This is a genomic window from Cryobacterium sp. Y57, from assembly GCF_002929505.1.
Taxonomy (GTDB): domain Bacteria; phylum Actinomycetota; class Actinomycetes; order Actinomycetales; family Microbacteriaceae; genus Cryobacterium.
The window spans coordinates 154,408-166,887 of record NZ_PJJL01000069.1; the positions used below are offsets into that span (position 1 = coordinate 154,408).

At 64.0% G+C, this 12,480-nt stretch carries 10 protein-coding genes; 6 read left to right on the top strand and 4 right to left on the bottom strand.

Translation table 11 applies throughout. The annotated features are described in order from the left end of the window. Positions 1 to 4: 4 nt before the first annotated feature. Positions 5 to 1,189 carry a galactose-1-phosphate uridylyltransferase gene (gene galT / locus CXY72_RS12220; RefSeq protein WP_104127947.1) on the bottom strand — a complete coding sequence of 395 codons (1,185 nt, stop codon included), beginning with the start codon at positions 1,187 to 1,189 and terminating at the stop codon, positions 5 to 7. Between the two features lie 87 nt (positions 1,190 to 1,276). On the opposite strand from galT, the gene CXY72_RS12225 reads away from it, so the two are divergent. The 3 genes from CXY72_RS12225 to CXY72_RS12235 are packed head-to-tail and all read left to right on the top strand — an operon-like array spanning position 1,277 to position 4,072. Beyond that, complete coding sequence (locus CXY72_RS12225) at positions 1,277 to 2,170, top strand: DeoR/GlpR family DNA-binding transcription regulator (RefSeq protein WP_199184031.1); 894 nt, start codon at positions 1,277 to 1,279, stop codon at positions 2,168 to 2,170. Between the two features lie 9 nt (positions 2,171 to 2,179). After that, on the top strand, positions 2,180 to 3,151 hold the full coding sequence (locus tag CXY72_RS12230) for an aldose 1-epimerase family protein (protein ID WP_104127948.1): 972 nt from the start codon (positions 2,180 to 2,182) through the stop codon (positions 3,149 to 3,151). After that, positions 3,152 to 4,072: a DMT family transporter gene (locus CXY72_RS12235; protein WP_199184032.1), complete on the top strand. Its 921-nt coding sequence runs from the start codon at positions 3,152 to 3,154 to the stop codon at positions 4,070 to 4,072. A gap of 113 nt (positions 4,073 to 4,185) precedes the next feature. Here CXY72_RS12235 and CXY72_RS12240 read toward each other — a convergent pair whose 3' ends face one another. Continuing rightward, positions 4,186 to 6,306: a heavy metal translocating P-type ATPase gene (locus CXY72_RS12240; RefSeq protein ID WP_104127949.1), complete on the bottom strand. Its 2,121-nt coding sequence runs from the start codon at positions 6,304 to 6,306 to the stop codon at positions 4,186 to 4,188. A 313-nt stretch (positions 6,307 to 6,619) separates the two neighbouring features. Here CXY72_RS12240 and CXY72_RS12245 point away from each other — a divergent pair, with 313 nt between their 5' ends. The 3 genes from CXY72_RS12245 (at position 6,620) to CXY72_RS12255 (ending at position 9,864) form a co-directional block, all read left to right on the top strand. Next, on the top strand, positions 6,620 to 7,906 hold the full coding sequence (locus CXY72_RS12245; RefSeq protein WP_104127950.1) for a DUF445 domain-containing protein: 1,287 nt from the start codon (positions 6,620 to 6,622) through the stop codon (positions 7,904 to 7,906). 101 nt (positions 7,907 to 8,007) lie between these two features. Continuing rightward, complete coding sequence (locus tag CXY72_RS12250; protein WP_104127951.1) at positions 8,008 to 9,255, top strand: GAF domain-containing protein; 1,248 nt, start codon at positions 8,008 to 8,010, stop codon at positions 9,253 to 9,255. Positions 9,256 to 9,345: 90 nt separating this feature from the next. Further along, positions 9,346 to 9,864 (top strand): pyridoxal 5'-phosphate synthase, encoded by a 519-nt coding sequence (locus tag CXY72_RS12255; RefSeq protein WP_104127952.1) that lies wholly within the window; start codon positions 9,346 to 9,348, stop codon positions 9,862 to 9,864. Positions 9,865 to 10,031: 167 nt separating this feature from the next. On the opposite strand, the gene CXY72_RS12260 is transcribed toward CXY72_RS12255, so the two are convergent. Together CXY72_RS12260 and CXY72_RS12265 are read right to left on the bottom strand one after the other, a co-directional pair. Further along, positions 10,032 to 11,042, bottom strand: coding sequence for an acetamidase/formamidase family protein (locus CXY72_RS12260; RefSeq protein WP_104127953.1), 1,011 nt, complete (start codon positions 11,040 to 11,042; stop codon positions 10,032 to 10,034). A 4-nt stretch (positions 11,043 to 11,046) separates the two neighbouring features. Next, on the bottom strand, positions 11,047 to 12,465 hold the full coding sequence (locus CXY72_RS12265; protein ID WP_233197802.1) for an APC family permease: 1,419 nt from the start codon (positions 12,463 to 12,465) through the stop codon (positions 11,047 to 11,049). Positions 12,466 to 12,480 lie beyond the last annotated feature (15 nt).

Consider the following 12,480-nt stretch of genomic DNA (forward strand, 5'->3'; position numbering starts at 1 on the left):
CCCGTCACGGGTGTGTCCTCGAAGCCACTGTGGCAAAGTCCGCCTCGGCGGCGCGCGCGACGGCCGCGCGAATCAGGGCGGCAGCATCTTCTGGAGTGACATCGCCGATCCAGGCGCCCATGGCGGCCTCCGACCCGGCGAGAAACTTGAGCTTGTCCTCGGCGCGTCGCGGGCTGGTCAGTTGCAGCATCAAACGGATGTCCGCCCGGTGCGTCCGCACCGGCGCCTGATGCCACGCGGCGATATAGGGAGTCGGAGTCGAGTAGATCGCGTCGATGCCGCGCAGCAGCCGACGATACAACACGGCCAGCTCATCGCGTTCAGCGAGGGTGGTTTCGGCGAAGTCGGGTGTCTGGCGGTGCGGCAGCATGTGCACTTCGATTGGCCAGCGCGCCGCGAAGGGAACAAAGGCGGTCCAGTGTTCGCCGCGAAGAATCACCCGGTCGCTGGCTTGTTCGCTCACCAGAATATCGGCGAAGAGGGTTGGTCCATAGCGTTCGATCGAGTCGACCAAGCGCTGGGTTCTTGGTGTGACATAGGGGTACGAATAGATTTGACCGTGCGGATGCCGCAGGGTCACCCCGATCTGCTCACCTCTGTTCTCAAACGGGAATACTTGCTCAACGCCGGGCAACTGCGACAGCACGTGGGTGCGTTCTGCCCAGGCCTCAATGACGGTTCGGGCTCGAATCACCGACAGGCTGGCAAAGGATCCCTCGTTCTCGGGACTGAAGCACACCACCTCGCAGCGGCCAACGGACCGGCGGGTACGGCCGATGCCGATGCGGTCAAAATCGGCGAGATCGACCGGCGTGGCGGCATCCGCCAAAAGAGGACCAAATGACGGGGACTTATTCTCGAAGACGGCCACGTCGTAGTTGCTCGGAATCTCCGAGGCATTGTCGGGGGATTGTGGTGCGAGCGGGTCGAGGTTGGCCGGCGGCAAGAACACCCGATCTTGGCGATTGGCGGCAATGGAGACCCATTCCCCGGTCAGTGCGTCCTGGCGCATGGTCGCGGTGGTCGCACGTTCGGCGGGTTCACGCAGGTCGGGCGCCCGATCCGGCGACAGCACGGTGTCAGGGTCGTCAAAATACACCAGGTCGCGACCGTCGGCGAGGGTGCTGGACTGCCGCCCGATCGTCTCATCGGCGACAAAGTGCGGGCGGTGGGTGCGTGGATTCGTCATGGCAGTGTCACAGTAGCAAATTTTTGCGCAAGCGAAACCACATGACTGCGTTTTGATAAGCAAAAGAAACTAAGTGATACTGATGTGATGACCGCGACCGAACCAACGCGCAGCCCGATACCCAATCCGCTTCCCGCTCACGTTCGCCGCGAGCAAGCACAACGCCTGGTGGACGAACGCGGGTTTGTGCGCGTGAGCGAATTACGGAGCGCCTTCAACATTTCCGGAGTGACAGCCAGGGCTGATCTTGACGCCCTGGAGCTTCAGGGCGCTGTTCGGCGCGTGCACGGCGGAGCGGTGCCGGCGCATTCCCTCGGCGAGGGCGAAAGTTTTCGCGCCGAACGCGAGCACTCGTTCGAGGAAGCTCTGGAAGCCTCGATCGTTCCCAAACAACAAATTGCCCAGATCGCGGCCGGGCTCGTGCACAGCGGGCAGAGCGTGATTCTTGACGTGGGAACCACGACTCACGCTGTGGCCCGAGCGCTGGTTGCGCGGGACGACCTGCACGACGTTGTCATCATCACCAATGGACTCAGCATCGCCCTCGAACTGGAACAGGCCATCCCACGGTTCACGGTGATCGTCACCGGAGGCTCACTGCGCCCTCTGCAGCACTCGTTGGTCGAGCCGCTCGCCGGACTGATGCTCAGCCAGGTTCATGCCGACCTGGCCTTCATCGGTTGTAATGGAGTCGACATCGCCGGCGGTGTCACCAACATCAACCTGCCCGAGGCCGGAATCAAAGCGCTCATGCTCACCGCGGCGGAGCGGGTGGTCGTCGTGGCCGACCACTCCAAGCTGGGTCAGGTGCATCTCGGCCGGGTGGGCCCGCTCGGCGACTTCCACACGCTCATCACCGATGCCGCTGCAGATCCGGCGATGCTGGAGTCGCTGCGCGAGGTCGGACTGAGAGTCTTGCTCCCCGTCGAGCTAACCGTCGAGCTAACCGAAACTGCGCCGCAGACACCGGACCGGCCCTAGGCTGAACGAATGCGCGCACCAACTGGGATTCAATACGATCTAACCGTGCAGACAGCGAGGGGAACAGCCCGCGCCGTCGTGACCGAGGTGGCTGCTGGCCTCCGGGCATATTCCGTGAACGGAATCGACCTGGTTGAGACTTTTCCCGAGCTATCGCAGCCTCCCATGGCTGCGGGCATCGTTCTCGTGCCATGGCCCAATCGCATTCGCGATGGTCAATGGACGCAGAACGAGGTCACCCGCCAGCTCGCGCTCACCGAGCCGGCGCGCCACAACGCCATCCACGGGCTGCTCCGCTTCACTTCCTACCGCGAGGTGTCGAGGCAGAGCGATTCGGTCACGCTCGCCGCGACGGTCTTTCCGCAGTCCGGCTACCCCTTTCACCTCGACACCGAGGTGAGTTATGCGCTCACTCCCAACGGTCTGAACGTGACACACCGACTGACCAACGTCGGTACCGACGCGGCGCCGGTCGCTGTGGGGGCGCATCCGTATCTGAAAATCGGCGACGTACCGACCGGCGATCTCATCGTGCGAGTGGATGCCGCAACCCACATCGACGTAGACGACCGCCTCAACCCGACCGGCGAAACCCCCGTCGACGGCACCCGGTTCGACCTGCGCGGGGGCGTCGCGGTCGGCGACCTCGACCTCGATGATGGCTTCGGCGGGGTCGGTCTGGCCCGTCCCGGCTCGGGCACGCCCGGCGAACACACCCTCACCGCAGCGGATGGCCGCAGCGTCACCCTCTGGGGCGATGAGAATATGCGCTACGTACAGGTCTTCACGCCGCACATCTTTCCGGTTCGCACCGGAGCCACCGAGCCATCCCGCGGCCAGGCGATCGCCATCGAACCGATGACGGCGCCCGCCGACGCCTTCAACTCCGGCGCTGGCCTGCACTGGCTGCAACCGGGGGAGGAGTGGATCGTGCGCTGGGGCATCCGTCATGCCGGGTTCGACTCGCAGAGCCAACCCTAGGTGACCACAACCCTGACGCACCGCATGCTGCCGCACCTCGGGCGCTATCGCGTCGATCTCGTGCTGCTGCTCGTGGCCTTGGTCTGGGGTGGAAGCTACCTGAGTGCGAAGGTGCTCACCGAGCAGGCGAGCGTATCGGCCGTGCTCGCGCTGCGCTTTCTGGTCGCGGCGCTCGCCCTGCTGATCGTCTGGGTGATGCGGCGCGAACGCCTGCCGTCACGGCGTGCGTTCGGGGTCGGCGTATTGCTCGGGGTGACCCAGGCGAGCATCCTCTGGCTTGAGACCCAGGGCGTGGCATTCACGTCGGCCACGAACGCGGGCCTCATCATCAGCCTCACCATCATTGTCACTCCGGTGCTAGAGTCGGTCGCGGCCCGTCGATGGCTGCCGCGCCCCTTCTTCGTGGCCGCGGTGCTCGCCGTCGTCGGGGTTGCCCTGCTCGTCTCCGATAACGGGTTTGCGCAGCCGAATGTGGGCGACCTGCTCATTCTGGCGGCGGCGCTCGTGCGCTCCCTGCACGTGACGATGATGGGCCACCTGATTCGCGGGCGCAGCGACAGCACCATCACGCTCACCCTGCTGCAGGCGCTCGTCGGGGCGGTCGTCTTCACCGCCTTCGACATCCGTGGCCTCGTCGCGGCGATTTCGACCTTCGATTTAGCTGCGTGGATGGGCGTGCTCTACCTGGGCCTGGCCTGCAGCGTATTCGCGTTTCTGGCGCAGATGTGGGCGATCCGCCGCACCTCGGCGGCACGGGCCAGCCTCCTCATGGGCACCGAACCGATCTGGGCGGTGCTCGTGGGGGTGTCACTCGGCAGCGAAGCCCTCGGCCTCATCGGGGCACTCGGTGCCGTGCTCATCATTGTGGGAACGTTCTGGGGCCAGCGCATCGAAGCCAGCCACCGTCTGAACGTGGGGTGAGTACCCGTTGGGGTGATCCGGTCAGCGCACACCTTCGCCCAGCCGTGAGTTTCGGGGCGCCTAATCGTTTGAATGTGCGCAAGACCCACGGCCCCTGGCCTGACCGGCGTGCCCTACGGCTTGCGCACACTCGCCTCCGGGCGCAGATTGAGGCGGCGCAGTAGCTGCGCGTTCAGGGCAACGACCACGGTGGACACCGACATGAGCAGGGCCCCGATCTCCATCGGCAGCACGAAGCCGATGGGCGCGAGCACACCCGCGGCGAGCGGAACCGACAGCAGGTTGTACCCGGCTGCCCACCAGAGGTTCTGCTTCATCTTGCGGTAGCTCGCCTGCGACAGTTCGATCACCGAGAGCACCGACCGCGGATCGTCGCTGGCCAGAATGACTCCCGCCGATGCGATCGCCACATCGGTCCCGGCACCGATCGCGATGCCGACGTCGGCCTGCGCGAGCGCCGGGGCGTCGTTCACTCCGTCGCCGACCATCGCCACGCGGCGGCCCTCGCGCTGCAGATCGGCCACTTTGCGCGCCTTGTCCTCCGGATGCACGCCCGCGAACACCCGGTCGATGCCGAGCTCGGCTGCAACCGACTGGGCCACAGCCTGAGCGTCGCCGGTGATCATGACGACCTCGATACCCCGTCGGTGCAGGGCATCCACTGCCTGCCGCGACTCCTCGCGGATCTCATCGGCGAGGCCGATCGCGCCGACGACCGTACCGTCGCGTAACACGTGCAGAATGATCGCGCCCTGGCTCTGCCACGCCACGGTCTCGGCCAGCGGCGTCGCCCCGTGCTGGTCGAGCATGCTCGGCCCGCCGACGCTCACGCTGTGCCCGTCGACCAGGCCGGTCACGCCGATCGCCGCCGCAGTCTGAAACTCGCTCGCCCGCGGCACGGTCAGCCCACGCCCGCGGGCAGCCGTCACGATGGCGCGAGCCAGCGGATGTTCACTGTCACCTTCCACCGACGCCGCCCACGCGAGCACATCGTCGCTCGAAAACAGGTCAGCGCCCAGCGAGGCGCCCGCTGAAGCCGCGCCGGCTTCAGGGCCGCGCGCCGCGGCATCCGCCTGGCTGCTTGCAACGGCTACGTGGCTGACCGTCGGCTCGCCCCTGGTGAGCGTGCCGGTCTTGTCGAACAATACCGAAGTGACCTGACGCATGCTCTCAAGGGCGAGGCGATCCTTGATGAGCACGCCGCCCTTCGCTGCGCGTTCGGTGGCGATCGACACCACGAGCGGAATCGCCAGCCCGAGCGCGTGCGGGCAGGCGATCACGAGCACGGTGATCGTGCGCACGACGGCATCCTGTGGCTGGCCGAGCAGCGTCCAGACGAGTGCGGTGACGATACCGGCGCTGAGCGCGAACCAGAACAGCCAGCCGGCGGCCCGGTCGGCGATGCGCTGCGCCCGTGATGATGAGTTCTGTGCCTCGGTGACGAGCCGCTGGATTCCCGCCAGCGCGGTGTCATCGCCGATGGCGCTCACGCGCACCCGCAGGGCGGAATCGGTCGCGACCGTACCGGCCACGACCTGGTCACCGGGGGAGCGCTGCACCGGCCGAGATTCGCCGGTGATCATAGATTCGTCGACATCGGCCGTGCCCTCGGTGACTTGGCCGTCGGCGGGCACGCGCCCGCCCGGCCGCACCACGACGAGGTCGCCCAACACCAGGTCGCTCGGTGAGACCATGACACTGTGCTCGCTGATGAGGCCATCATCCTCGACCCGCTCGGCCTCATCGGGCAGCAGCGCAGCGAGCGACTCCAGTGCGGTGGATGTTTGCGCCAACGAGCGCATTTCGATCCAGTGGCCGAGCAGCATGATCACGATCAGCAGCGCGAGTTCCCACCAGAAATCGAGCTCAGCGTCGATGAGGCCCAGGCTCGCGCCCCAGGAGGCGAGAAACGCGACCGTGATCGCCAAGGCGATCAGCAGCATCATTCCGGGCGTGCGAGCCTTCAGCTCAGACACCGCTCCGCTCAGGAACGGTCGTCCACCCCAGACATACATGACGGTTCCGAGAACGGGGGAGATCCAGGTCACGCCGGCTATATCCGGAAGGGCATACCCGACGAGCGCCCCGAACATGTGGCTGAACGCCACCACGGGCACCGCCATGACGAGCATGGTCCAGAACAGGCGCCGAAACTGCCCGACGTGATCGCCGTGCCCGCTGTGGTTCATGGCGCTGTGGTCCATCGCATCGTGGTTCATGGCGCCGTGGTCCATAGCGTCGTGGTCATGGCCGCGTGATCCGGCTTCAGGTGAGCCGTACTGCCATGCGCGTCGTGGTTCGAGTTGGGCTGTGTCATGTCGTTCCTCGATTTTCAAATCTGCCGATACTGTCGAAGCATACCCCCTTAGGGTATCCCTTTCTCTGTTTCGGTACCGATGAGCACGGTTGGCGCTGCAGAGCTCGTCGCCGTGGGTATGGGCGTGGTGCCAGTGGACAGCGTGCCTCCACGTAGCGCATTCGCACACGTCCGAGCGGAACTCGCATGAATGAGCACCACTCTGCCGCGCAATCGGGCAGGCTTACGTCATGGCGCAGAGCACATACACGGCACCCCCCGCCGAATCCCCGAACGACACCGACCGCCGCACCGCGCTGACCCGCATGAAGCGACTCGCGGCGGGCCTGCTCGCCCTCATGGCCATCATCTTCACCGTCTCGTTCGCCTTACAAGAGCGCTACCCCTGGCTCGAATACGTGCGCGCCGCCGCCGAGGGCGGCATGGTTGGCGCCATCGCCGACTGGTTCGCAGTGACCGCCCTGTTTCGCTACCCGATGGGCCTGCGTATTCCGCATACCAACATCATCGCCAACCGTAAGGACGAGATCGGCGCGAGCCTCGGCGAGTTCGTCGAGACCAACTTTCTGTCCGAGGCCGTCATCCGCGGCAAACTCGAATCGGTAGAACCAGCCCGCCGCATCGGCGCCTGGCTCAGCGACGACAAGAACACTGCAAGGCTCACTGACGAGCTCGCGATCGCCGGCCAGGGCATACTCAACCTGCTCGGCGACGACGCCATCAAGAACCTCATCGAATCCGTCGCGCGCGAACACCTGATCCAACCAGAGTGGGGCCCGAGCCTCGGCCGGGTCGGGGAACGGCTGGTCACGAGCGGGCAGCAGCACGCGGCCGTCGACCTGCTGCTCGACCGCGCCGACGGCTGGCTGCGCGACCACCCCGAAGCGTTCGGTCGCGTCGTGTCGCAGCGATTGCCTACCTGGCTGCCCGGATTCGTCGACAAGCTCGTCGACGACAAGGCCTACCGTGAAGTATTGGCTTTTGTGGCGTCCGCCCGCCACGACCGGCAGCATCCGGTGCGCAAGGCGCTGGACGACTACCTGGGCGAGGTCATGCATGACCTGCAATATGAGCCGGCCATGATCAACCGCGTCGAAAACCTCAAGACCGAGGTTCTCGACAATGCCAAGCTGCGTGAATTTGCCGGCGACACCTGGCAAGCCATCAAAGCCTCCCTCACGCAGGCGCTCGACGATCCGACGAGCGCGCTGTTGGTGGGCATCCGCTCGACTCTGCACGATATCGGTAACCGCCTCACAACGGATGCCGCCCTCGGCTCCCGCATTGACCGCTGGCTCGCCGACACCGCCAGTCATGTCATCTCCACCTATCGTCACGAGATCGCCGGGGTGATCACCGAAACCGTGGAGCGCTGGCCGGCCCGAGAAACGGCCGAGAAGATCGAGCTGCAGGTGGGCCGCGATCTGCAGTTCATTCGCATCAATGGAACCGTGGTCGGCGCTCTCGCCGGCCTGGCCATTTTCACATTCGCGCACGCGGTGGCCGCGCTGATGTGAGCCGACAGCCCGAGAAGTAGCTGAAAATTACCTTTGGGGTATTTGGGCTTCCCCTTATTCGGGGCAGAATTAATCTTTCTGCTATTCCCGAAAGGCGCCAAATGCACGACCTGACCAGGTGGGCCGTCCGGCCGCTGATGCGCGTGTGGGCGGCATTCGCCGAGCGTCAAGATCGCCACCTACCGCGGCCGAGCGATGTCCCGCAGGCGCATGCTCCCGGAATCGACAGCGATCGGGTGCTCATTCTGGGCTGCGGACCGGCTGTCGGTTGGGGTGTGCTCAGCCACCAACTCGCGCTGCCCGGATCGCTTGCCCGGGAGCTGTCGGTGCTCACCGGCCGCGGAGTAGACATCGACCTCGTAGCCAGTCGCACCATGACGGCGGCGAACGCGCTCCCCGCGTTGAACGTCCAGAGGCTCAGCCGCTTCGACGCCGTTGTGCTGACAATTGGCGTCAATGAGGCTTTGACACTGGTGAGTCGTCGCGAATGGCGCACCCGACTCGGAAAACTGCTCACGGTGCTCCAACGCGAGGCCTCGCAGAGTACCCACTTCTACATTCTTGGGATCGCACCGATTCGGAGCATCGAGATCTTCAACCTCCCGCTCGGATTCATCGCCGATCATTCCGCAGCAGATCTCAACCGGGTCAGCGCGCAGCTGGCTGCTGAGGCACCGCGCACGACCTTTCTGCCCTTTTCACCCGCGACCACGCTCACGCCCGACCGCCATCGCAGCCCAGCCGACTACCGGGACTGGGCCCTGCTGCTGGCTGGTGCCATGGCCGACACCCTCGACGCGGCACGCCTCGGCATCCATGAGGAACACGGCGGTCAACGGCTAACGGATGCTGCCAGTGTGGAACGCACCCGGCAGGCGGCCGTCGATAGCCTCGGTATCGTCGACACCCCGCCGGAGGCCCGATTCGATGAACTCGTTGCTCTGGCACAGCGACTGTTTGAAACCGAGTCGGCGGTGATCAGCGTCATCGACCACGATCGGCAGTGGCACAAGGCGCGGGTCGGAGTGGCAGCACCGGAGATTCCGCGCGCCGACTCGCTCTGTGCCTACACGATTGCCGGAGACGGACCTTTCGTGGTGGAAGACGCCCAAAAAGACCAGCGGTTCAGCCAGAATCCGCTCGTGCTCGGTGATTCGCTCATTCGTTTTTATGCCGGTTTTCCGATCGAATCGCCGTCGGGGGAACGCATCGGATCGCTGTGCGTCTTTGATCCGGCCCCGCGTTCGCTCGCCGAGGTTGACCAGGTGCTATTGCGCGAACTTGCGCTGCTGGTGCAGCGCGAGTTGCGGATACCGCCGACCGGGGGTCCGGCAGACCCTCCGGCGTAAGTGGTGGTAGTGCTCGAGGCGGTGCCAGCCAGGTCGATCATCCACAGCGCTCTAACGGTCATTTTTGGCAGCTGCGGGTAAGCTCGCGGCGTGAGCGAATCCTTCAGTCAACGCCTCCGGGCCCTCCCGGATTTTCCGAACGATCTCCCGAAATTTGATCCAGCCACTGCGCCGGCCGATTCCGTTGACCTGTTTCTCGAGTGGCTTGAAGCCGCGCTCGCGGACGGGGTACCGCAGCCACATGCGTTCAGTCTTGCCACGACGACTGCAACCGGTCAGGTCTCCTCGCGCATGATGATTCTGAAAAACATCGACGAGGGCGCCTGGCACTTTGCCAGCACGGTAGGTTCCCGCAAAGGCCGGGAACTGACCGCAAATCCGCAAGCCGCCATGAATTTCTACTGGGCGAAATTTGGTCGCCAGGTGCGCGTTAGTGGCGCGGTCACCCTGCTTTCGGCCGAGGCATCCGCTCGCGACTGGGATGAGCGTCCCGGCGCCGACGGCCGTGACAACCCCGATTGGCAGCTTTTTGCCCTGCATCCCACGGAGGTGGAGTTTTGGCAGGCGAGCAGTGATCGCCACCACATTCGCCACCGGTACGTGCTGTAGGGCCGAGGTCACGACAGTCGTTCGCGCGATCCGGCGTGAACGTGGTGGCTGATTTCGAAATTTCGCGGGCAGTACCAATTCTAATCAGCCACACTCATGCGGGCGCCATCGACTCATCATCAGCGCCGGCGAGTGCGCACTGAATCTATGGGATTTTAGCGCCAAGGCTACCGTGCCGCAGTGTATTCCTCGGCTGTGGCGCGCAACCGACTGTGAGCTCCACCGTAGGCCTGTGCATCCTTCAAGGTCCACTTAGGCAGTTTCGCCACCATCGTGTAGTTGGGATCGCACACGTTTGCGGCCGGCGCGAGTCCCATCTGGCTGACGAGCTGGTACGCATCAAGGGTGTCGAGACCGGTGAGATCGGAGGCCCAGTTCACGAGATCTTTTTGGCTGATCCGGAAGGCGTCCTCCAGCGGGCGCGCTGACCCGGTGCTCATGATGAACTCATCGTTTTCGAGCCGCGGCCATGCCGAGGCACCGCCCTTGATCAGGTCGAGGGCGATCACCGAGTGCATGGCCGATTCGAGTCCGGTGCCACACACCTCGCCCTCGCCCTGGCGCGCGTGACCGTCTCCGAGCGACAGCATCGCCCCGGCGACATTGACCGGAAGATAGAGAGTTGTTCCGGCTCGCGCTTCCGGTGTGTCCATATTGCCACCGTGGGTGGAGGGCGTCACGACCAACCGAACTTCACCGCCAGGCGGAGCAACTCCCACCGTTCCATGCATGGGATCGAGCGGGAGTGCGAGCGTAAAATCTGAATTCTTGGCGCGAAAAGTCGCCGTCCAAGCATCCAAATCAACGTCGTAGAACCATACCCGCTCTTCGAGCGGCTCGTGCAGCATCGCCGTCTCGTGCGTCGCGGAGAGCGCACCAAAGAGTGGGAAAGTGCTCGAGATGGCGTATGGGCGCGCCGGGACGATCGAAACGAAATGTACGGCCAGCAGGTCACCGGGTTCCGCGCCGACCATTTCGATTGGACCGGAGACTGGATTGAGCTCGTTGAACGGAACGATCTGACTGGGAATGTCACGGGGGTTCGTTACCCGTCCGCCAAAGCAGTCCTCCGTGCTGACCTCGACAATGTCGCCGGGGCGCACGCTCAGCAAGGGGGCACGCCCCCCGAACACGTAGGAATACTGTTCGGGAAGCGGAGTGAGCTGGTGAACGACCATGTTGCTACCTCGTCCCAGTCTGTTCGGACTCGACTGGGATGGGATTGGTCATGCGACCCGATTTGTAGAGGACAACCGCGACCACAATTCCGAGGATCAGCCAGGCCACGCCAAGGATCTGCGCGGACACTCGGGCGTTGTAGAGCACAAAAGAGAGGACCGCGAAGCCCAGTACCGGAAAAACCAGGTGCACGAACCAACGCTGGGATTTCTGCCTGACGATGAACCACCACACGACCGACACGTTGAGCAGCAGGAATGCGGTCAGCGCGCCAAAGTTGACCAGCGCGGCGATGGCACCGAGCCCGTCCGGCAGAATAGTCAGGAACAGTCCGAGGACGAGAGAGATCGCGGCGACCAGAAATGTTGCGTTGACCGGTACGCTGTGCTTCTCGCTCACCTTGGCGAGGAATTTGGGCAACTGGCGGTCGCGCGCCATCGCGTAGAGCAGGCGAGACGTCGATGCTTGAGCGACGAGTGCATTGGCAAAGCCCCAAGCGATGGCGGTCGAGGCTGCGGTCAGGATATACATGAATGGTCCACCAGCGACGGCGGCCGCCTCATAGAAGGCCACTCCCGTCGGGTCGCCGTTGGCGATCAGGGCTGCAGGGTCTTCCACCAGCATCGAGGCGACCCAAGTCTGTGCGATGAACAAAACGCCCAGCAGACAGAGCGCGGCGATCATCGAGCGACCGAGAGATTTGCTGCTGCCGCTGTTTTCTTCGGCCAGGGTGGAGATTCCGTCGAAGCCCAGAAACGACAGCACGGCGATGGAAGCGGCGCCAAAGAGCAGGGGGAGGGAGAAGGTATCCGCATTGTAGAACGCGTCGAAGCTGAATCCCTGACCCTTGCCCTGTGAGACGGCGACAATGCCAACGATCAGGAAAATAGCTAGTACCAGAAGTTCGAGCACCAGCATGACGCGGATCACGACGGCGGCAAGGTGGATTCCCAGGTAGTTGATTAATGTGTTCAGTGCAACGAAGAGGATCAGCCACAGCCAAATTGGAATCTGGCTGATGATTCCGTTCATCGCGATGGCAGCGACAAAATACAGCAATGTCGGAATGAGGATGTAGTCGAGCAGAATCATCCAACCGGCGATGAAGCCGACCGGGCGGTTGATTCCGCGACCGGCATAGGTGTAAACGGACCCGGCCATCGGGAAGGCCTGAGCCATTTGCGAGTACGAATTGGCCGAGAACATCATGGCGACCAACGCGATGATGTACGCGATCGGCGGCATCCCGCCCGAGTCGTGGAAGACACCGCCGAAGATGGCGAATGGTGCGATAGGAACCATGAAAATCAGGCCATAGATGATGAGATCGCTGAACGTCAGCGTTCTCTTCAACTCCTGCTTATAACCAAATTGTTCGATACCGGAAGTGGCCGTGCCACCAGGGTTGGTCGTGGTGCTCAAGCGTGGTCCAATCGT

What these genes read in the sequence shown, in the direction of transcription:
- galT (WP_104127947.1), bottom strand. Translation starts at nt 1,189, where the DNA reads ATGACGAATCCACGCACCCACCGCCCGCACTTTGTCGCCGATGAGACG.
- CXY72_RS12225 (WP_199184031.1), top strand. Translation starts at nt 1,277, where the DNA reads ATGACCGCGACCGAACCAACGCGCAGCCCGATACCCAATCCGCTTCCC.
- CXY72_RS12230 (WP_104127948.1), top strand. Translation starts at nt 2,180, where the DNA reads ATGCGCGCACCAACTGGGATTCAATACGATCTAACCGTGCAGACAGCG.
- CXY72_RS12240 (WP_104127949.1), bottom strand. Translation starts at nt 6,306, where the DNA reads ATGGACCACGGCGCCATGAACCACGATGCGATGGACCACAGCGCCATG.
- CXY72_RS12245 (WP_104127950.1), top strand. Translation starts at nt 6,620, where the DNA reads ATGGCGCAGAGCACATACACGGCACCCCCCGCCGAATCCCCGAACGAC.
- CXY72_RS12250 (WP_104127951.1), top strand. Translation starts at nt 8,008, where the DNA reads ATGCACGACCTGACCAGGTGGGCCGTCCGGCCGCTGATGCGCGTGTGG.
- CXY72_RS12260 (WP_104127953.1), bottom strand. Translation starts at nt 11,042, where the DNA reads ATGGTCGTTCACCAGCTCACTCCGCTTCCCGAACAGTATTCCTACGTG.